This window comes from Rhodovulum bhavnagarense (assembly GCF_004343505.1).
Lineage (GTDB): Bacteria > Pseudomonadota > Alphaproteobacteria > Rhodobacterales > Rhodobacteraceae > Rhodovulum > Rhodovulum bhavnagarense.
In genome coordinates, this window is record NZ_SLXU01000001.1 from 608,365 (window position 1) to 628,462 (window position 20,098).

Consider the following 20,098-nt stretch of genomic DNA (forward strand, 5'->3'; position numbering starts at 1 on the left):
TGGAGCGGGTGAAGGGAATCGAACCCTCGTCTTAAGCTTGGGAAGCTCCTGCTCTACCATTGAGCTACACCCGCCCGGTGCGCTTCGAGGTAGTCAAACCTCCCGCCCTCGTCAAGACCCGATCAGCGCCGCCGCCGCCGGGTGCTGACGGCGGTATTGAATGAAACCTCGGGTAAGTTCACGGTCTTTTCCAGCTCTGGAAACGGATCGCTGGCATGGGGCAGGGCATTAGCGGCGACGAAATGTTCCTGGAATTTCGGCTCGACGGCTGTTTCCACCTTTTCGATCCGGCGCACGTTGTCCTCTATCAGCCGCCGCGCGGCGCGCGAACACAGCGCAATCCGCGCCCCCGTGCCGGCCGCGTTCCCGGCCGAACGCACATGATCCAGCGGCACGTCCGGGATCATGCCCAGTACCATCGCGTGCAGCGGGCTGATATGCGCGCCAAAGGCTCCGGCCAGAACAACCCTGTCGACGCGCGTGACCCCCATTCGGTCCATCAACAGGCGCGCCCCGGCATAAAGCGCCGATTTCGCCAGTTGGATCGCCCGGATATCGCCTTGGGTCACCGTGATGACAGGCCCGCCCGCAGCCGAGCCATCATGCAACACATAGGCCTGTGTCCGCCCCTCGGGGACGCAGCGCGCGCTGCCGGTCTGTTCGGCTGTGCCGATCAGGCCAGCCGAGTCGAGCAACCCGGCCATCCGCATTTCGGCAACCGCCTCGATGATACCGGAGCCGCAGATGCCGGTTACGCCGCCCTTTCCGAGGGCGGCCTCGAACCCTTCCTCATCCGACCACAGGTCGCACCCGATCACCCGGAACCGCGGCTCTTTCGTGGCAGGGTCGATGCGGACACGTTCGATCGCGCCAGGGGCGGCGCGCTGACCGGAACTGATCTGGGCCCCTTCAAAGGCCGGGCCGGTTGGCGAGGAACAGGCCAGAACCCGCGTCCGGTCGCCCAGGATGATCTCGGCATTGGTGCCGACATCGACGATCAGCACCAGGTCCTCGGATTTCTCGGGCGCCTCGCTCAGCGCCACCGCAGCAGCATCCGCGCCCACATGGCCCGCAATGAGAGGCAGGACGTATGCCCGGCCGGACGGGTTGATCGATCTTATCCCGAGTGCGCCCGCCGTGATCTCGACCGCGCCGGATGTTGCCAGCGCGAAAGGGGCCTGACCCAGTTCCACGGGGTCTATTCCCAGTGCAAGATGATGCATGACGGGGTTACAGACCAGCACTGCCTCGACCATGGTGCGCGGGTCGATCCCGGCCTCTTGCGTAATGGCGCGCGCCAACTCGTCCAGGGCGCCGTGCACAGCGGTCGTCATCTCGCCCGCGCCGCCGGGATTCATCATGGCATATGATACCCGGCTCATCAGGTCTTCGCCAAACCGGATTTGCGGGTTCATCACCCCGGACGAGGCGACAACCGCGCCAGTGGCAAGGTCGGTCAGGTGCGCGGCAATGGTGGTGGACCCGAGGTCGATCGCAAGCCCGTATAGCGGTCCCTCGAAAAAGCCGGGCCAGAGGTCGAGGATCTCTGCCTCCCCCCCTGTATGGGGCTGGTGTAGCGCCACCGTCACCTGCCAGTGACCTGCGCGCAACACTTCTTGCAAACGTGCCAGCACAGGCAGCGAGGCCCGCGCCTCGGGCAGGCCCCATTGCGCGGCCAATGCCGCGTTCAGCCGCTCCAGGTCGCCGGTTGGGGCATGCATGTCCGGCGCGGCGACATCGACGAGGAAAAGCCGTGTCGCCGGGTCCATTGCCACTGCGCGGGCCTCGGCGGCCTTGCGCACCACCTGTCGGTGCAACTGGCTTTCGGGGGGGATATCAAGCACGACATCCGAAAGGATCTGGGCCTGACAGCCCAGGCGACGACCGGGTTTCAGGCCGCGTTTTTCATCATAGCGTTGTTCGACCGCGTTGATCGGTGACAACGCATCCTCTGAAACGGTAAGTCCGTGTTTGGAAAAATGGCCGATGCCTGGGGCCACCTGGCATTTGGAACAGATGCCGCGCCCGCCGCAGACGCTGTCCAGATCGACGCCCAACCGGCGAGCGGCATCCAGAACGGTGGTTCCGCGGGGCACGTGGCCGCGTTTTCCCGAAGGCGTGAAGATTACAAGAGGGTCCTGCTCGGTCATCGCTTTGTCCCGTTCCGATTACCACCCGCTTAACTGCGGCGTCGGCGCCGACCGCCACGCCCGGCCCCTGCCTGCGCGCCCGCTTTGGACGCCTCGGGGAAGGGCGTTCCTTCGGCCACGGCGTCCAACACGCGGGAAAACCCGATCCAGGTCGAGCCGTTCTCGTCGTGGTTCATCAACAGGTTCGCGGCGCGCACGGCCTCCATCTCGACGGGGCGCAGCGGGTTCATGATCGCGCTTGTCATCCCGGCCCCGATCGCCATCGGCAGGAAGGCCGCGTTGATTCCGTGCCGGTGCGGCAGACCGAAGGAAATGTTCGAGGCGCCACAGGTCGTGTTCACCCCCAGCTCCTCGCGCAGGCGCCGGACCAGGGCAAAGACCTGCTGACCGGCGCTGGCCATTGCACCTATGGGCATCACCAGCGGGTCCACGACGATGTCATGGGCGGGGATGCCGAAATCGGCGGCGCGCTGGACGATCTTTCTGGCCACGTCGAAGCGCACGTCTGGGTCTTCGGATATGCCCGTGTCGTCGTTCGAGATCGCCACTACCGGAACATTGTATTTCTTCACCAGCGGCAGAACGCGCTCCAGCCGCTCCTCTTCGCCGGTGACGGAATTGAGCAGCGGCCGGCCCTGCGCGACCTCCAGCCCCGCCTCCAGCGCGCCGGGGACCGAAGAGTCGATGCACAACGGTACATCGACCAGCCCCTGAACAAGCTCGATCATCCGGCGCATGAGCGGCGGCTCGGTTTCGTTGGGATTGGGGTTGGAGTTGTAGACCACGCCCGCGTTCACATCGAGAACCATCGCCCCGCAAGCTACCTGTTCCAACGCGTCTCTTTCTACGGTCGAGAAATCGCCCGCTTCCAGTTCTGCCGCCAGTTTCTTGCGGCCTGTGGGGTTGATCCGTTCGCCGATCACGCAGAACGGGTCGTCAAATCCGATTGCGACGGTTCGGGTCCTGGATTCGAGCACGGTGCGGGTCATGGAAACTCCTCAACTTTGCTGCGCCGGGGCAAGGCCATGATCGGCCAGCCATGCGGCATTCGTTGCGATCCCGCCGAGCGGGAAGAAATGGACGCCCTGGATCGGGAAATCGGGGCGCGATGCGGCGGCTTTGGCAAGATCACCCAGGAACGCGTCAGGGGTGAAGGGCATCACCAGCTTTGAAACGTCCCGCGCCCGGCGTTGCAACACGGCCAGCGAAGGGCCGACACCGCAGGCAATGGCGTATTTTACCAGGGTCTGCAACTTTGCCGGCCCGGCCACGCCAATGTGGATGGGCAGGTCGACGCCGGCCGCGCGCACCCGGTCTGCCCAGTCGATCACCGGGACCGCGTCAAAGGCGAATTGGGTTATCACCGCCATCCGGGCATCGGTGCGTTCGGAAAATGCCTGTTTCCATCCAAGCGCGGCCATCATGTTGGCCTCGCCCCCGTCGGGGTCGATATCGCGAGAGCCTTCCGGATGTCCGGCCACGTACAGATGCGTGAACCCCGCCTTGTCGAACAGCCCCGTCTCTAGCAGTTGCATCGAGGAATGGAACACGCCCCGCGGCCGGGCAATGCCTCCTGCCAGGATCAGCCCCGCGTTCACGCCAGCCTCGCCGCCATAACGCGCGATCCAGTCCGCAAGCGTTGCGAAATCGGGGATCGAGCGCGCGGGGAAATGCGGTATGGGATGAAACCCCTCATCCCGCAGGCGTCTTGCGGTCGCGACCATATCCGTGATCGATGTGCCGTCGAGATGGGCGATATAGACCCGCGTGCCCGCGGGCAGCAGGGCGCGGAAATCATCGATCTTCTCCGCGGTGCGTGGCATTACCTCGACCGAATAGCCCTCGACAAAGGCGGCCAGCGGGCCGCCCCGCGGAGCGCGCGTCTCGCGCCGTTTGAAATGCAGAAGTCCCATGGCGGCCTCCCGGAGCCTGTTCACGATGTTTCCCAACCGGAAGACTCGATCAGTGCCTTCAGCCGTGCGGCGTCATAGGTCGCCTCGATCCGGCTTGCCTCGGCCTCTGCCAGCATGGCGGCCTCGCCCTCAAGCGTGACCGGATCCGCCCTGCGCCAGTCGGCAAGATAGGCGTCGCTGTCGCGCGCGCCCACCGCCATGGCGCAGCGGTCGATGGCCTGTTCGAAGCGGGGGTCCAGGATGCGCTTGGCCGCCCTGCGTCCCCGGCCGACGATGACCTGGGCGGGGATGTCGCGCCAGTAGATGACTGTGATCTCGGGCATCTGATTCGTTTCCTTCCCTGTTCCGCTTGTAATCCGGCCCATTGTCGCGGATAGGCCGGATTTCGACCGGATGGGCGCCGCTAACGACGGATCTAGACGAGCGGTGGGAGCGCGGCCAGTAGGCAGGATCGGAAAAATACTCATCAAGACCATGAGGTCGGGCCCGTATCGATCTGCGCCATTGCAAGGGAAAGGGGCAGGGGCTACGGTTGACACAACTCGATCTGGAGGGCGGTTCTATGGCGCCCAGGCGTCCCAATGGTGCGGGCGCGTTCCCCAAAGCGGTTGTAACCCCCGCGCCAAATCCGCCGGACCCAGCGTCGCTATACGCAGCGCTGGATCTCGGCACCAATAGCTGTCGCATGCTGATTGCCCAGCCAAAGGGTAACCAGTTCCATGTGGTGGACAGTTTTTCGAAGTCGGTCCAGCTTGGTACCGGGCTTGAATCTTCCGGCCGGCTCAGCCGTGCCTCGATCGCGCGCACGGTACAGGCGCTGCGTATCTGCAAGGGCAAGCTGGAAAAGCACCAGGTGGACCGCATGCGCCTGGTTGCCACCGAGGCTTGCCGACGCGCGGTCAACGCGCGTGAGTTCATGCGCATGGTCCGGCGCGAGACGGGACTCGATCTGGAGATCATCGAGCCGGAGGAGGAGGCCCGGCTGGCCGTGGTATCCTGCGCGCCGCTGGTCTCGACCAAGACCGAGCAGTTGCTGGTGGTCGATATCGGGGGCGGGTCGACCGAACTTGTATGGATCGACCTTTCAGCCGTTCCGCGCCACGACCGGCCGCGCGCGATCATGCGGCTGCATGCGGGGTTTCATACCAAGGACAGCCCGTTTCCGGCCGCCCGCGTGGTCGACTGGATATCCGTGCCGCTGGGGGTGGCGACCTTGCGCGAGCAATTCGACGACGTCGAGGATGACCATGCCCGCTTTGCGCTGATGAGCTGGTTCTTCGAGGAAAACCTTGCCGGCTTTGCCCCCTATGCGGCCGAGCAGACCAAGGAGGGGTTCCAGATCATCGGCACGTCGGGGACGGTTACCACGGTCGCGGCCAGCCACCTGGGATTGCGTCGCTATGATCGGACCAAGGTGGACGGCCTCAGGATGACATCGGCCCAGATCGACCGGGTGATCCGAGATTACCTGGACCTTGGCCCGGACGGGCGGCGTGCAGATCCCAGGATCGGGCGCGATCGCCATGCGCTGATCATGTCGGGCGCGGCGATCTTGCAGGCGCTGATGCGGGTCTGGCCGACCGATCGGCTTTCGGTGGCCGACCGGGGCTTGCGCGAGGGGCTGCTTTACGCGCAGATGAGCGCCGATGGCGTGCTGGAGGATGGCCCGTTCTGAGCCCATGGCGCGGCGTTGCGCCGGTGGACAGGGCGGGGCATGGGTATTTTTGCCAAGAAGAAGCACAGGGTCCGCCTCGGGCGGGAAACGGGAATGACAGAGAAAAAGGGCAGTAGCGGGCGCGGACAGCGCGATCTGAAGGTCAAGGTCAAGACGGCGCGGGGGCGGCGCCTGTCCTCGACGCGCTGGCTTGAGAGGCAATTGAACGATCCTTACGTCAAGCGGGCACGGGCCGAAGGCTATCGCGGGCGCGCAGCGTTCAAGATCCTGGAACTGGACGACAAGTATCATTTCCTGCGTCCGGGGGCGCGGGTGGTTGACCTGGGCTGCGCGCCGGGCGGCTGGTGCCAGGTCGCGGTGGGCCGGGTCAATGCGCTTGGGGAAAAGCCGGGCAAGCCGGTGGGCACGGTCCTGGGGGTGGACTTGCAGCCGGTGGAACCGATCCCGGGGGCGGAGGTGCATCAGCTTGATTTTCTTGAGGAAGGGGCGGACATGAAGGTGAAGGGATGGCTGGGCGGGCGAGCCGATGTTGTCATGAGCGACATGGCCGCGGCAAGTTCTGGTCACAAGCAGACTGATCATCTGCGCATCATAGCCCTGTGCGAGGCGGCTGCGGAGCTGGCCTTTGACGTCTTGGAAGAGGGGGGAACCTTCGTGGCCAAGGTATTGGCCGGGGGCGCGGAGGCAGAGTTGCAAAAGCTCTTGAAACAACGATTCGAAAAGGTGGCGAATGTCAAGCCGCCGGCAAGCCGGCCCGATAGCTCGGAGAAATTCGTGGTTGCCACCGGGTTTCGCGGACGGCCCGAGGCCGGGTAAGGTTCAGCCGCGCCAGGCCAGAAGACGGCGTTCGGCCCAGCCGATGGCCGCGCTTGTTACCACGCCCAATGCCGAGAGGATGACCACGCCGGCAAACAGTCTTTCGAGGTCGTAAAGCGATCCGGCTTGCAGGATGTAGGCGCCAATCCCGTGTTCGGCACCCAGCATCTCGGCCGCGACCAGCAGGATGATCCCGATTGCGAGGCTCACGCGCAGGCCCGACAGGATACCGGGCAGGGCGCCTGGCAGGACGATCTTGCGCACGATTGACAGCCAGTCGAGGCCGAAGCTTTGGCCCATGCGGATCAGGGTGCGGTCCACGGTATCGACCGCGCCATAGGTTGCCACGACGGTCGGCGTGAAGGTGCCCAACGCGATCAGCGCGTATTTCGACCCCTCGTCGATGCCAAACCAGATCACGAAAAGCGGTAGCAGCGCGATCTTGGGGATCGGGAACAGGGCGGCGACCACGGGGGCCAGCCCGGCGCGCACCAGGCTGAACAGCCCCATCAGCACGCCGATGCCGATACCCGCACTGATCCCCAGCACCGAACCCACCGCCAGGCGGCTTAGCGAAGGGACAAGGTGGGTGAACAGCATCCCGCTTGCTGCGAGATCCCACAGCGTGGTGCCCACGTCGGAGGGCCTGGGCAGGGTGAGTGCGGAGATAGCTCCAGACCGCGTACCCCACTCGACCAGCGCGACCAGGAGTACGAAGACGGCAAGGCCGACGCCGCGCACGCGGCGGAGCCGAAAGCCGCCGCCGCGGAACGGCACGGGCGTGGTTTGCAACTCAGGCATCATGCAGTTCCTGGACGGCGGCGGCGGCCTCGTCGCGCATCAGTTGCCAAAGATGGGATTGATGCGCCTCCAGCGCCGGGGCGCTCGCGCGGCGTTCGGCCAGCGGTATGTCAATCTCGACGATGTCGCGGATACGGCCGGGACGGCGGGACAATACGACGATGCGGTGGCCCAGCCGCACCGCCTCGGCCAGGTTATGGGTCACGTAGACGGCGGTGAAGGGGGCGCGGGTCCACAGGGCAACGAGGTCGTCCATCAACAATTCGCGGGTCTGGGCGTCAAGGGCCGAGAGCGGTTCGTCCATCAGCATCACCGCGGGTTTCACCGCAAGCGCGCGCGCGATGGCGACGCGTTGTTTCATGCCGCCAGAGAGTTGCCGGGGCCAGGCATCGCGGAACTCGGTCAGATTGGTGCGCGCCAGCACGTCTGCGATGATCGCGTCGCGATGCGTGCGGGGAAGGCGGTGATCCTCCAGCACGAGCCCGACATTGCCCGCCACGCTGCGCCAAGGCAAAAGCGCGAAGTCCTGGAAAACGTAGGTCAGCGGGTTGAGACAGCCTTCCGGTACGGCGCCGTTTTGCACGATCCGTCCTCTATCGGGCCGTTCAAGACCGCCGATCATCCGCAGAAGCGTGGACTTTCCACAGCCCGACGGGCCGACGATGCACATGATCCGGCCATCGGCGATGTCGAGCGAAATGTCCGACAGCACCTCGGTCGTGCCATAGCGATGCGAAACACTGGTAAGCGAAAGGTCCATGGGGCAAGGCGAGCGAGAGGCCCGAAGCGTCAGATGATGTCGACGTAAGAGGGATCGACCAGTGTTTCGGTCGTGATCGTGTCCTTGATCAGCCCCTCGGATCTGAACCACCCGAGTTGGTCCTCTACCGAGCCCATGTTCAGCGCGCCATCCTTGTTGATGCGCATTGCGCCGTTGACGATGGCCGGCCGGGCCTTGTCGTAGTCGCGGTCGGTATAGACGTATTTGTGGATGAGCCTGACCATGTCCTCGGCGGCGTCGTCACCGGCGCTCTTGTCCACCAGTGCCGCGTTGAAATCGTCCGCACCCCGCGCAAAGGCCCGCAGGAAGCTCTCCGTCTTGGCGCGCTCATTCTCAGCGTTCCGGGCAGAGGTGAACACGGTCGTCACCTGATAATCGGGCAGGTAATCGGCCACGTTGCCGATGATCCGTGCCGCGCCTGCCGCGGCCAGCGGTTTGGCGATATGGGGCACGACGGACCACGCGTCGATCTGCCCGGACTTCAGCGCGCCGATCACCGCGCCGACCTTTTGCAACGGCTTGAAGGTGATATCTGCGCCTTCGGTGGCGGCGATCCTGGCCCCCATGTAGTGAAAGGACGACCCGGCCTGCGTGATGCCGAAGCTTTTGCCATCAAGGGTGGCGGGACTGACAAGGCCGGCGTCGTAGGCGGCGTTGGAGGCAAGTATCTTCTGTCCGTCGATGCCTTTTTCCTCGGACAGGGCGCCGCCGATCACGCGTGCTGCCCCCTTTTCGGCGAGCGAAATCAGACCGCCCGAGATCGCGCTGACCGCGTAATCCGCATCGCCCGATGCGATCGCGATGGCCATCGGCTGTGCCGCCTCGAAGAATCTGAATTCGACCTCCAGCCCCTCTTGCGCGAAGTATCCTCGTTCGAAGGCCACGAAGCTGGCGGCATGACTGGTAAAACGCAGCGCCCCGACGGTCAGCTTGTCCTGGGCCAGGGCCGGGCGGGCCAGTACCGGCAGCGTGGCCGCCGCACCGATCGCCCCCATCGCGCTGCGTCGCGTGAACCGGGTCATGGTTTTTCTCCTTGGCAAATCCCCACCGGGTGTCGGAAACGAACATTTCAGAGCCGGGCGCGGAAGAAAAGTGCAAAGCGCTCTCAGAACCCGATACGACCGCGCGGGGTTGAATTGACGGTCAGCCAGTCGGGCCAGCCGAGGACATGCTCGACAATGAAAAGCGCCATGCAGATGGCGATGATGGCCAGCACCAGCTTGACCCTTGCCGGGCTTGGCGGGTTTCGCGCCCAGCGTGACGCGCGTATGAGCCAATGCAGGTTCATCAGGTGAACCTGACCTTGCCGATATGGGGCAGATTTCGGTTGTGCTGGGCATAATCGATGCCATAGCCCACCACGAATTCATCGGGGATTTCGAAACCGACCCAGTCGGCCTTGACCTCAACCTCGCGTCGCGACGGTTTGTCCAGCAATGCGCAGACCTTCAGCCGGGCGGGTTTTCGACCGCCAAGCATATGTAGTACGTGTTTGAGCGTGTGGCCGGTATCCACGATATCCTCGACCACCAGAACATCACGCCCCGCGATCTCGCCGCGCAGGTCCTTGAGAATGCGGACCTCGCGCGAACTGACCGTGGCCTCGCCATAAGACGATGTCTCGATGAAATCGACCTCGACGGGGAGGGTCAGTTCGCGCACAAGATCGGCGATGAAAACGAAAGAGCCGCGCAAGAGCCCGACAACGATCAGCTTGTCACTATCGGCAAAGAAGGTTTCGATCTCGTCGGCCAGCGCCTCGATCCGCGCTGCGATTGTCTTTGCCGAGATCAATTCGTCTATGACATATGGTCTCTCGCCCATGCCGCCCCCTTGATTTTGTCGTCCCGGTGTCTGAAATGGCACCCCACCGTTAGCAACAAACCGGACCCATGCCGAGCCATTCCGAAAATCGCGAGATGCCTTATACCGCCCAGCAGATGTATGACCTGGTGGCGGATGTGGCGTCCTATCCGAAATTCCTGCCCTGGACAGGAGCGGCGCGCATCCGGTCACGCAAGCCCATCCCCGGCGGGGGAGAGGTGATGGCGGCCGATCTTGTCATTTCGTTCAAGGTGTTCCGTGAACGCTTTGGCAGTCGGGTCACGCTTTGGCCTGCGATTCACAAGATCGACACCGAGTACCTGGATGGTCCGTTTCGCTATATGAAATCCTACTGGAAGTTCGACGATATCGGCGAGGGGCGCTGCAAGGTCGAGTTCTTCGTCGATTTCGAATTCCGTAATCGCGTTTTGCAGGGGGTGATCGGCGCGGTGTTCAACGAGGCGATGCACCGCATCGTGCGCGCCTTCGAAGAGCGGGCCGAGGAACTTTACGGCCGTCCCGCGGCCTGATCTGTGCAAAAGCCGAGACGGCGATTGGGCTGGGGATCACGCACCTTCATCCAGCGCTGAAAGCAAGAGGTCCAGCGCATAGCCGACGCTGGCCTCGCGCACCTGTGAGCGTCCTTGTGCGCCGAACTCCACCGTTTGGGTGACAACTGTCCGACCTGCCTGTGCCAACCCGAAACAGACCCGTCCCTCGGGTTTGTGCCGCGATCCGCCCGGCCCCGCGATCCCGGTAACCGACACCGCCAGCCCTGCGCCGGACCGCGCCAGCGCGCCTGCGGCCATTTCGCCCGCGACCGCCTCTGAGACAGCGCCAAAGGCCTCCAGCGTTTCCGCCCGAACGCCCAGCATCGCCTGCTTGGCCTCGTTGGAATAGGTGACGAACCCGCGGTCGAACATGTGTGACGAACCCGCAATCTCCGTGATCGCCGCCGAGACAAGCCCGCCCGTGCAACTTTCGGCGGTTGCGATGATCGTGCCCGTCGACCGGGCACGCCAGACAAGTTTTTCGGCCCTGCTTCTCACACGAGGAAAATATGCGACAGCGCGGCCAGTGCAAGAACAAGAATTGCGGCCGCGAACCCGGCAAGGATGTCGTCCAGCATCACGCCCACCGGCGTTTTCATGCGGTCGGCCCATCCGATCGGGCCGGGTTTCCAGATATCGAACAGCCGGAACGCCAGAAATGCCGCGATCCAGCCGGGGTAAAGTGCCAGTACATCCACCCTTGCCGCCGCTGACCCGATCGAGATGGGCATCAGGGCGATCCACATGCCGGCGACCTCGTCGATGACGAATTCGCTGCGGTCGGGATCGGCCACGCTGCCCGCGGCCGCGCCCACCGACCACCAGCCGATCAGGCTGACCGCGAGACAGGCAATCCCGGTCAGGACCGGCCCGCCGAGGACATGCAGCGCCCAGAACAGCGGCAGCGCGGCAAGCGCACCCCATGTTCCCGGCGCCGGGCGCAACAGGCCGACGCCAAAAAAGGTGGCGACAAAGCGGCTCACGGTTTGATCAGCGTCACGGTGGCCAGCGCCGCGATGCCCTCTTGCCGACCGGTAAAGCCAAGCCTTTCCGACGTAGTGGCCTTGACACTGATCCGGTCGATATCGATGCCCATGAGGCGCGCCATTTCGGCGCGCATCGCGCCCGCGACGGGGCCGATCTTGGGCTGTTCGCAGATCAGCGTCAGGTCCGCGTTCGAGATACGGTAGCCCCGCTCGCCCGCCAGCGCGACTGCGTGTTTCAGGAAGATGTCCGAGGGCGCGCCCTTCCATTGCGGGTCGGAGGGTGGAAAATGCTGGCCGATATCGCCATCCGCCAGCGCGCCATAGATCGCGTCGGTGACCGCGTGCATCCCGACATCGGCATCCGAATGGCCCTTGAGCGCCTTGTCATGCGGCACCTTGATCCCGCACAGGATCACCCCGTCGCCCTCGCAAAAGGCGTGTACGTCGAAACCGTTGCCGGTGCGAATGTCCATGTCTCTCTCCCGCAAGACCCGCGCGGCGCGGGTGAAATCCTCTGGGTGGGTGATCTTGAGGTTGTCCTCATCGCCGCGCACGATTGCCACGTCAAGATGTGCGCCAAGAGCGACCTCCACATCATCGGCTGCACCACCTGTATGGGCGGCGTGAGCGGCGCGGATTGCGCGTAGGTGAAAGCCCTGCGGAGTCTGCGCGCGAAAGAGTCCTTCGCGTGGGTGAGGTGCCACCACAAGGCCCTCCGCGCCGCGCCACAAGGCGTCCGTGACCGGCAGGGCCGGGGCGGCGCCAGGGTGTGTTTCAAGCGCTTCAAGGATGCGATCTATGAGCTGCGGCGAAACAAGCGGCCTTGCGCCGTCATGGATCAGAACGAGCCCGTCCTCGCCCCGGACAGCGGCAAGCCCCGCCTGAACGGAGGCATCGCGTGTGGCCCCGCCCCTGACCGTGGCGATGTTCAGCCCCAGCCCGGCAATGGCCTCGGCGAAAAGGTCGTCATCCTCGGGGTGCAGCACGGCCACCAGCGCATCGACGCGGGGGTGGGCGGCAAAGGTGGCCAGCGTGCGCGCCAGAACCGCGCGCCCCATGAGAGGCTGATACTGCTTGGGCCTGCTGCCCCCCGCCCGTGTACCGCGCCCGGCGGCGACGATAAGTGCCGTGACCGTCATCCGATGCCCTTCCGCTATTCGCTGGCGTTCTAGGCGGGGGCGGGCTGCGGGGCAATGGGGCAATCTGCCGGGATAGAGTGCTTAAATTTTGCGCAAAACGATTTTTCGTCCTGCCCGGCGTCCGCGTGCGATTGCCATTGCGTGCTCGCATTGCTAGATCGGTTGGGTCTGCACAAGGATTAATCAATTGTCCATTCAGGTGGCAAATATCTCGATAGATCCGCCCGTCCTGCTGGCCCCCATGGCCGGTATTACCGATTTGCCATTCCGGCGATTGGTGGCCGGGTTCGGCGCCGGGCTTGTCGTTTCCGAAATGGTGGCAAGCCAGGAAATGATTCAGGCCAAGCCGGGTGTGCGCGAGCGTGCCGCGCTGGGGCTGGACGAGGCCAGGACAGCGGTGCAACTGGCCGGGCGCGATCCCGAATGGATGGCGCGGGCCGCGCGAATGGTCGAGGCGCAGGGTGCGCGGATCATCGACATCAATATGGGCTGTCCGGCGCGCAAGGTCACCGGGGGTTTCTCCGGCTCGGCCTTGATGCGCGACCCCGACCGGGCGCTTCGCCTGATCGAGGCGGTGGTGAGCGCGGTCTCGGTTCCTGTCACGCTGAAGACGCGGCTGGGCTGGGACGACGAGATGCGCAACGCCCCCCAGATCGCGGCCCGGGCCGAGGCCGCAGGAGTGCAAATGATCACGATACACGGCAGGACCCGCTGCCAGTTCTACAAGGGGCGGTCCGACTGGGGCGCGATCCGCGCGGTCAAAGAGTCGGTCTCGATTCCGGTCGTCGCCAACGGCGACATCCTCGATGGGGCTACGGCCGCCAAGGCGCTGGAGCTGTCCCGTGCCGATGGGGTGATGGTCGGGCGGGGGATCAGGGGGCGCCCCTGGCTGTTGGCCCAGATCGCAGCGGACCTGTCAGGTGCCCCGGTGCCCGAGGCGCCGAGAGGACAGGCATTCGTAGACACGGTTGCGCGCCATTACGAGGATGCGCTGGCCTTTTACGGAACGGATCTGGGAGTGCGTGTGCTACGCAAACATCTGGGGTGGTACATGGATTCCGCCGATACCCGCTCCGAGCTGCGGCGCTTGGTGCTGACGGCGCGCGATCCGGGGCGGGTGCTGGCGCTGTTGCCCGAGGCGTTGGCCGGAAATGCCTTTCACAGGGCGGCCGCATGATGCTGGATCACGATGCCATCTGGACCGCGCTGCCCATCCCGGCGCTGCTGCTGGATGCCGGGGACAGGATCGCGGCGATTAACCCGGCGGCCGAACTGTTCATGAATGCGACGATCAAGGCCCTGCGCGAAGTGCCGGTATTTGACCGGTTGGCAGTGGCCGCTCCATTGGACGAGGCATTCGCGCGGGTGCGCTTGAACCGCGCGCCGCTATTCATAAACGATGTGGACGTCAGCGCGGGCACCCGGCCCCCGGTGGAATGCAATATCCAGATCGCGCCGATGAACGACCTGGCCGAACACGTCTTGTTGCTGGTTTCCCCGCGCGAGATCGCAGGGCGGCTGGGACGCGCGCATTCGGTGAAATCGGCGGCGAAATCCGCGATCGGCATGGCCGAGATGCTGGCCCACGAAATCAAGAACCCGCTGGCGGGCATTACCGGTGCGGCGCAGCTTTTGTCGATGAACCTGAGCAACGGCGATCTGGAGATGACCGACCTGATCGTGGCTGAAAGCCGCCGAATCGTGAAGCTGCTGGAACAGGTCGAACAGTTCGGCAACCTGTGCCCGCCCGCCTGTCGCGCGGTCAATATCCATGACGTTCTGGACCGGGCGCGCAGATCGGCCGCCGTGGGTTTTGCCGCGAATATGCGCATCGTCGAGGAATATGACCCCTCGTTGCCGTCGACCTGGGCGGATGCAGACCAATTGATGCAGGTCTTTACAAATCTCATAAGGAACGCCGCCCAGGCCGCCGGACCCGCGGGCGGGACGATCACCTTGCGCAGCTTTTACGACCTTTCGCTCAGGCTTCGCCATCCCGATGGGTCGGGTATGCCTGTGCCGTTGCAGGTCGAGATCGTGGATGACGGTCCCGGCCTGCCGCCCGAGATCGCGGGCGACATTTTCGAGCCCTTCGTTTCGGGCCGTGAAAACGGCACCGGGCTGGGGCTTGCGCTGGTGTCCAAGATCATCTCCGACCATGGCGGCTGGATCGCAGTGGATTCCGTGCCCGGGCGCACGGTGTTCCGCGTCTCGTTGCCCGTGGCGCCCAAATCGCAAGAGGACTGAGCACTATGGACGGAACCGTTCTTGTCGCCGATGATGATCGCACGATCCGCACCGTTCTGACCCAGGCGCTGACCCGAGCAGGGTGCAGGGTGCATGCCACCAGTTCCCTGACCACCCTTATGCGCTGGGTGGGCGAGGGCAAGGGCGACCTGGTGATTTCCGATGTCGTCATGCCCGATGGCAACGGGCTGGAAATGCTGCCCAAGATCGCACAGGAACGGCCCGGCCTTCCGGTCATCGTGATCTCGGCGCAGAATACGATCATGACCGCAATCCAGGCCGCCGAGGCAGAAGCCTATGACTACCTGCCCAAACCATTTGACCTGCCCGACCTTATGAAACGCGCGGGCCGCGCGCTGGAAACCCGGCGCCGTGCCCCCGGCCCGCGTTCGATTCCCGATCAGCCGCCGAGCGAAAAGGACGACTTGCCGCTGGTGGGCCGCACGCCGCAGATGCAGGCTCTCTATCGGCTTGTTGCGCGCGTGATGAATGCGGATCTGCCGGTGTTGATCTGTGGTGAATCCGGCACCGGAAAATCGTTGATCGCCCGCGCTATCCACGACTTTTCCGACCGCCGTTCGCTGCCCTTCGTGGTGGCCACGGCCCCCGACCTGCAAGGGGTAGACGGACCCTCGGCGCTGGTGGCGCGCGCCAGGGGGGGGTCGATCCTGTTCGACGAGGTGGCCGATTTCGACGACGAGGCGCAGGGTCGGATCGTTCGCATGATGGACACGTTCGGCGATAGCGCGCCACGGGTCATGGCCACCAGCCAAAGCGATTTGACCGCCCTGATGGAGGCCGGCGCCTTCCGCCAGGACCTGTTCTACCGGTTGGGCGGGGTGACGCTTGCCGTGCCCTCGCTGCGTGAAAGGGTCGAGGATATCCCGCTTTTGGCGGACCATTTCCTTGTCCGCAGCGAACGAGATGGGACCGCGATAAGACGCATTGCACCCGACGCGATGGATCTGATCCGTGCCTATAGCTGGCCGGGCAATGTGCGCCAGCTGGAGCACACAATCCGCCGGCTTGTCGTGACCAGCCCCGAAGAGGTCATTACCCGCGCCGAGGTCGAGACAGTGCTAGGCAACCAGCCCGAGATCGAGCCCCTGGTGGGGGGAGGAAGTGGCGAAAAGCTGTCGGCCTCTGTCGCCAAGCACCTGCGCCGTTATTTCGATCTGCATGGAGGGGTGTTACCGCCGCCGGGTCTTTACACCCGCATCCTGCGCGAGGTGGAAATGCCGCTGATCGAGATCGCGCTTGATGCCACCGGCGGTAATCAGGCCAAGTGCGCTGACCTGTTGGGCATCAACCGCAATACCCTGCGCAAGAAGATCAACGATCTTGATATTCGCGTGACTCGTCGTCGTAAGTTGATGTAGTTTCGCAACACCCGTGGCGCCAGGGCAGCAGTCCCGACCAGCGTCCGGGCAAACGGGACCAGCCGCGCGAACGCGGCGCAGCGACACGAGGCAGGCCGTGCCAGCCCTGGCGGGGAGATCACGTTTCGAGCGCCTCTTGCAGGCGCGCAAGACACGGCGCGTCGAGAACATGGCGACGTTGAGCGTCGTCATCCTTGGGCCGCTTCTTGCGCTGGCCACTTTCCTTTTGTTGGGTCCGCTGGGGCAGGGGGCGACCTCGACCGGGTTGCGTGCGGTCTTGTTGGCGGATCTTGTCTATGCGCTTGTGCTGGCCGCACTGGTCTTTCAGCGCATCGCGCGGATGATCGCGGCCCGCCGCCGCCATTCGGCGGGATCGCGGCTGCATCTGCGGTTGACGGGCGTGTTCGCGCTCATCGCGCTTATTCCCACGGTTCTCGTCGCGGTTTTTGCCGGGCTGACGATCAATATCGGTCTTGAGGGCTGGTTCTCCGAGCGGGTGCGCAACGTTGTCGGGGCTTCCTTGTCCGCTGCCGAAGCTTATGAAGAGGAGCACCGGCGTGACCTGGCCACCGATGCCGATGCCTTGGCCGGCTATTTGAACGTGGCACGGCAGGCCACCTTCTTCCTGTCGGATGGCGAGGTGCGCCAGCTTTTGACGCAGGCACAGGGGCGGGTACAACGTGGCCTTAAAGAGGCCTATGTCATTGACGGGTCGGGAGAGATCGAGGCGCGGGGCGAGCGATCTTATCTCTTTGATTACGAAAAGCCGACTGCCGATGAGTTGGCCCGCGCAGGGCAGGGTGAGACGGTCATCATCGAGGACTGGGACAATAACGAGTTCCGTGCGCTTATCCAGCTTGCCGCTTATGTGGACCGTTACCTTTACGTTTCGCGCAAGGTTGACGGCGAAATCCTGAGCCTGCTGGACGATACGCAGGAATCGGTCCGTCTCTATCATCAGTTAGAGAGCGAACGAGGCCGTGTCCTTTTCGAGTTCGGGCTTTTGTACCTCGGCTTTGCCGCGATCCTCATTTTGGCCGCGGTCTGGCTGGGCCTGTGGTTCGCCGAACGTCTGTCGCGGCCCGTGGGGCGACTGGCAGGCGCAGCACAGCGCGTCGGCGCGGGCGATCTGGACGTGCAGGTGCGCGAGGAGGCTGGCGACGACGAAATCGCGATGCTGGGGCGTGTTTTCAACCAGATGATCCGGCAATTGAAGGCGCAGCGCGAGGCGCTTTTGCAGACCAACCGCCAGATAGAGCGGCGGCGGCGGTTGTTCGACTCGGTCCTGTCCTCTGTCACCGCCGGCGTGATGGGACTGGATGACGAAGGCCGTGTCGAGTTCATGAACCGTTCGGCCCTGACGTTGCTGGAGCTGGACGAAGGCCGTGACAACGGGCTTGAACTGCAAGCTGTCGTTCCAGAATTCAAAAGCTTGTTCAATAGATTGAGAGCCAGTCCTCGCCTGGTATCCCAAGAAGAGATAAAGCTGGTGCGCCGCGGCAAGATGGAAAACCTGTTGGTACGCATGGCCCGGCGGCAGCGTTCCGATGGCCGGCTTGAGGGCTACGTTGTGGCCTTTGACGACGTGACCGATCTCGTCTCTGCACAGCGCATGGCGGCCTGGGGCGACGTGGCCCGCCGCATCGCGCATGAAATCAAGAACCCGCTTACACCAATCCAGCTATCGGCCGAACGGATCAACCGAAAGTTTCGCAAGCTGGCCGGTGACGAGGCCGCAGCCGTCGAGCAATATACCGACGTTATCATTCGACAAACCAATGACTTGCGACGCATTGTTGACGAGTTTTCCAAGTTTGCACGGATGCCCGAACCCGAGCGCAAGCCGGTCGACCTTGTGGCGCTGGTGCGCGATGCGGTGGTATTGCAGGATAGCGGTCAGCCGGGGGTCACGATCGTCTCTGATCTGCCCGAGGGGCGGCTTGACGCCGAGCTTGATGCGACGATGATCAGCCAGGCGTTGACAAATCTTATAAAGAACGCAGGCGAAGCAACGGAAACATTTTTTGAAAAAGGTGCGCCGCCAGGTTACGCGCCGCAGATCCGCGTGGCGCTTGATACCACGGAGGGAGTGGCGCTAATCACGATTGAGGATAACGGCATCGGCCTGCCTGAAGATCGTGCGCGACTGTTCGAACCTTACGTCACGACGCGCGACAGTGGCACCGGGTTGGGCCTGCCCATCGTCAAGAAGATCGTCGAGGAACATGGCGGCACGCTGGACCTGCGCGATGCACAGCCCTTTGCCCCCGGCGCCCATCGTGGCGCGCTTGCCGAGATACGGTTGCCGCTGACGCTTTTGCGCGGTCGTGATCCGGGCGCTGAAATGAACGAGTTGAAAACGGTTTCGGGAGAGTAATTGATGAGTGACATTCTGATCGTGGATGATGAGCGCGATATCCGCGAATTGATTTCCGATATCCTGATCGACGAAGGTTATACGACCCGGCTTGCCGCCAATTCCGAGGATTGCATGGCGCAGGTCAATGCCGAGCCGCCTGCCCTGATGATCCTCGATATCTGGCTAAAGGACAGCCGGATGGACGGTATCGACATCCTGACCGCCACCAAGCGTGACAATCCCGATATCCCGGTGGTCATCATTTCGGGCCATGGCAACATCGAGATCGCGGTCGCCGCGATCAAGCAGGGGGCATATGACTTTATCGAGAAACCGTTCAATATCGACCAGTTGCTGGTCGTGATCCGCCGCGCGATGGAGGCGTCACGCCTGCGTCGCGAGAACCAGGAATTGCGCCGCCGCGACGTGACCCAGGCCGAGATGGTCGGCTCCAGCGCTGCGTTCAAGGCGCTTCGGGCTCAGCTTGACAAGGTAACCAAATCGAATGGCCGGGTGATGCTGCGCGGGCCGTCGGGATGCGGCAAGGAAGTTGCGGCGCGCTATATCCATGCGGGGTCGAACCGGGCCGGGGGACCATTCGTCGTGGTCAATTCCGCCTCGATCGAGCCCGACCGCATGGAAGAAGTGCTGTTCGGCCGCGAAAGCCCCGAACGCGGGGTCGAACCGGGCCTTCTGGAACAGGCCCATGGCGGGATCATCTATTTCGACGAGATCGCGGATATGCCTCTGGGTACGCAGTCGAAAATCCTGCGTGTTCTGGTAGATCAGCAATTCCAGCGTGCTGGCGGGGCCGACAAGGTGCGTGTTGATCTGCGGGTGATTTCCTCGACGACCCGCGATCTGGCTGCTGAAATCACGGCGGGTAATTTCCGCGAGGAGCTTTATCACAGGTTGAACGTGGTCCCGATCGAGGTGCCCGCGCTGGACGAACGGCGCGAGGATATTCCCGAACTGGCCGCCCATTTCATTCGCGCCTTCAACCGCGACCAGGGTCTGCCGCTGCGTGCCTTCAGCAGCGAGGCCGCGGCCCTGCTCCAGACGATGGACTGGCCCGGCAATGTGCGCCAACTCAAGAACGTGATAGAACGGGTGCTGATCCTGGGTGAAGGCAGCGAGCCGATTGCCGCAGGTGAACTGCCGATCCCTGCCGAGGCACCTGCCGAGCAGGGGCGCGTGGTGCTGTCGGGCGGGTTGGCCACGCTGCCGCTGCGTGAGGCGCGTGAACTGTTCGAGCGCGAATATTTGCTGACCCAGATCAATCGCTTTGGTGGCAATATCTCGCGCACGGCCAGCTTTGTGGGGATGGAACGCTCTGCATTGCACCGCAAGCTCAAGACTTTGGGCGTGGTGACCTCGGCCAAGACGAATGGTCGGGTGGCCCATGTCGACCCCGAGGGCGGGGCCGATTGACCGGCTATGGGCCATCTGCAATGGATGAGACAGGTCAGCCAAGGGA

The 20,098-nt window shown here is 63.9% G+C and carries 20 protein-coding genes and 1 tRNA gene; 8 read left to right on the forward strand and 13 right to left on the reverse strand.

All coding sequences use genetic code 11. The features are described from left to right. From EV663_RS03040 to EV663_RS03060, 5 genes are all read right to left on the reverse strand, one after another. A tRNA-Gly gene (locus EV663_RS03040) sits at positions 1-74 on the reverse strand. Positions 75-122: 48 nt separating this feature from the next. After that, positions 123-2,150 (reverse strand): ASKHA domain-containing protein, encoded by a 2,028-nt coding sequence (locus EV663_RS03045; RefSeq protein ID WP_132950274.1) that lies wholly within the window; start codon positions 2,148-2,150, stop codon positions 123-125. A gap of 29 nt (positions 2,151-2,179) precedes the next feature. Continuing rightward, positions 2,180-3,139: a methyltetrahydrofolate cobalamin methyltransferase gene (locus tag EV663_RS03050; protein ID WP_132950275.1), complete on the reverse strand. Its 960-nt coding sequence runs from the start codon at positions 3,137-3,139 to the stop codon at positions 2,180-2,182. 9 nt (positions 3,140-3,148) lie between these two features. Next, a complete protein-coding gene (locus EV663_RS03055; protein ID WP_132950276.1) occupies positions 3,149-4,063 on the reverse strand; it encodes a methylenetetrahydrofolate reductase in 915 nt (304 codons plus the stop codon). Positions 4,064-4,083: 20 nt separating this feature from the next. After that, positions 4,084-4,386 carry a virulence factor gene (locus EV663_RS03060; protein ID WP_132950277.1) on the reverse strand — a complete coding sequence of 101 codons (303 nt, stop codon included), beginning with the start codon at positions 4,384-4,386 and terminating at the stop codon, positions 4,084-4,086. 239 nt (positions 4,387-4,625) lie between these two features. On the opposite strand from EV663_RS03060, the gene EV663_RS03065 reads away from it, so the two are divergent. Both EV663_RS03065 and EV663_RS03070 read left to right on the forward strand, forming a co-directional pair. Next, positions 4,626-5,738 (forward strand): Ppx/GppA phosphatase family protein, encoded by a 1,113-nt coding sequence (locus tag EV663_RS03065; protein WP_132950420.1) that lies wholly within the window; start codon positions 4,626-4,628, stop codon positions 5,736-5,738. A gap of 93 nt (positions 5,739-5,831) precedes the next feature. Beyond that, positions 5,832-6,554 (forward strand): RlmE family RNA methyltransferase, encoded by a 723-nt coding sequence (locus EV663_RS03070; RefSeq protein WP_132950278.1) that lies wholly within the window; start codon positions 5,832-5,834, stop codon positions 6,552-6,554. A 3-nt stretch (positions 6,555-6,557) separates the two neighbouring features. Here the strand turns inward: EV663_RS03070 and EV663_RS03075 are convergent, their stop codons facing one another. From EV663_RS03075 to hpt, 5 genes are all read right to left on the reverse strand, one after another. Next, positions 6,558-7,355, reverse strand: a complete 798-nt coding sequence (locus EV663_RS03075; protein ID WP_132950279.1) for an ABC transporter permease — start codon at positions 7,353-7,355, stop codon at positions 6,558-6,560. Beyond that, positions 7,348-8,115 carry an ABC transporter ATP-binding protein gene (locus EV663_RS03080; protein WP_132950280.1) on the reverse strand — a complete coding sequence of 256 codons (768 nt, stop codon included), beginning with the start codon at positions 8,113-8,115 and terminating at the stop codon, positions 7,348-7,350. Before EV663_RS03080 ends, EV663_RS03075 begins: the two co-directional genes overlap by 8 nt. Before the next feature lie 29 nt (positions 8,116-8,144). After that, entirely contained in the window at positions 8,145-9,158 is a 1,014-nt protein-coding gene (locus EV663_RS03085; RefSeq protein WP_132950281.1) for an ABC transporter substrate-binding protein, read from the reverse strand. 83 nt (positions 9,159-9,241) lie between these two features. Next, positions 9,242-9,424 (reverse strand): hypothetical protein, encoded by a 183-nt coding sequence (locus EV663_RS03090; protein ID WP_132950282.1) that lies wholly within the window; start codon positions 9,422-9,424, stop codon positions 9,242-9,244. Next, complete coding sequence (hpt, locus tag EV663_RS03095; RefSeq protein WP_132950283.1) at positions 9,424-9,960, reverse strand: hypoxanthine phosphoribosyltransferase; 537 nt, start codon at positions 9,958-9,960, stop codon at positions 9,424-9,426. The genes EV663_RS03090 and hpt overlap by 1 nt, the downstream gene beginning before the upstream one ends. Before the next feature lie 68 nt (positions 9,961-10,028). On the opposite strand from hpt, the gene EV663_RS03100 reads away from it, so the two are divergent. Beyond that, complete coding sequence (locus tag EV663_RS03100; RefSeq protein ID WP_132950284.1) at positions 10,029-10,490, forward strand: type II toxin-antitoxin system RatA family toxin; 462 nt, start codon at positions 10,029-10,031, stop codon at positions 10,488-10,490. A 36-nt stretch (positions 10,491-10,526) separates the two neighbouring features. Here EV663_RS03100 and EV663_RS03105 read toward each other — a convergent pair whose 3' ends face one another. From EV663_RS03105 to EV663_RS03115, 3 genes are read right to left on the reverse strand one after another with little or no spacing between them, the layout of a single operon-like run. Next, positions 10,527-11,009 (reverse strand): CinA family protein, encoded by a 483-nt coding sequence (locus EV663_RS03105; protein ID WP_243697852.1) that lies wholly within the window; start codon positions 11,007-11,009, stop codon positions 10,527-10,529. Then, positions 11,006-11,494: a phosphatidylglycerophosphatase A family protein gene (locus EV663_RS03110; protein ID WP_132950286.1), complete on the reverse strand. Its 489-nt coding sequence runs from the start codon at positions 11,492-11,494 to the stop codon at positions 11,006-11,008. Before EV663_RS03110 ends, EV663_RS03105 begins: the two co-directional genes overlap by 4 nt. Beyond that, positions 11,491-12,636 (reverse strand): bifunctional 2-C-methyl-D-erythritol 4-phosphate cytidylyltransferase/2-C-methyl-D-erythritol 2,4-cyclodiphosphate synthase, encoded by a 1,146-nt coding sequence (locus EV663_RS03115; RefSeq protein ID WP_132950287.1) that lies wholly within the window; start codon positions 12,634-12,636, stop codon positions 11,491-11,493. Before EV663_RS03115 ends, EV663_RS03110 begins: the two co-directional genes overlap by 4 nt. A gap of 187 nt (positions 12,637-12,823) precedes the next feature. On the opposite strand from EV663_RS03115, the gene dusB reads away from it, so the two are divergent. The 5 genes from dusB to ntrX all read left to right on the forward strand — a co-directional run bounded on the left by dusB (position 12,824) and on the right by ntrX (position 20,052). After that, positions 12,824-13,813 (forward strand): tRNA dihydrouridine synthase DusB, encoded by a 990-nt coding sequence (gene dusB, locus EV663_RS03120; RefSeq protein ID WP_132950288.1) that lies wholly within the window; start codon positions 12,824-12,826, stop codon positions 13,811-13,813. Then, a complete protein-coding gene (locus EV663_RS03125; RefSeq protein WP_243697853.1) occupies positions 13,810-14,883 on the forward strand; it encodes a two-component system sensor histidine kinase NtrB in 1,074 nt (357 codons plus the stop codon). The genes dusB and EV663_RS03125 overlap by 4 nt, the downstream gene beginning before the upstream one ends. Before the next feature lie 5 nt (positions 14,884-14,888). Then, a complete protein-coding gene (locus EV663_RS03130; RefSeq protein ID WP_132950290.1) occupies positions 14,889-16,262 on the forward strand; it encodes a response regulator in 1,374 nt (457 codons plus the stop codon). A 169-nt stretch (positions 16,263-16,431) separates the two neighbouring features. Next, positions 16,432-18,639 carry a sensor histidine kinase NtrY-like gene (locus EV663_RS03135; protein WP_132950421.1) on the forward strand — a complete coding sequence of 736 codons (2,208 nt, stop codon included), beginning with the start codon at positions 16,432-16,434 and terminating at the stop codon, positions 18,637-18,639. Positions 18,640-18,642: 3 nt separating this feature from the next. Then, complete coding sequence (ntrX, locus tag EV663_RS03140) at positions 18,643-20,052, forward strand: nitrogen assimilation response regulator NtrX (protein WP_132950291.1); 1,410 nt, start codon at positions 18,643-18,645, stop codon at positions 20,050-20,052. The last annotated feature ends 46 nt before the right edge of the window (positions 20,053-20,098 follow it).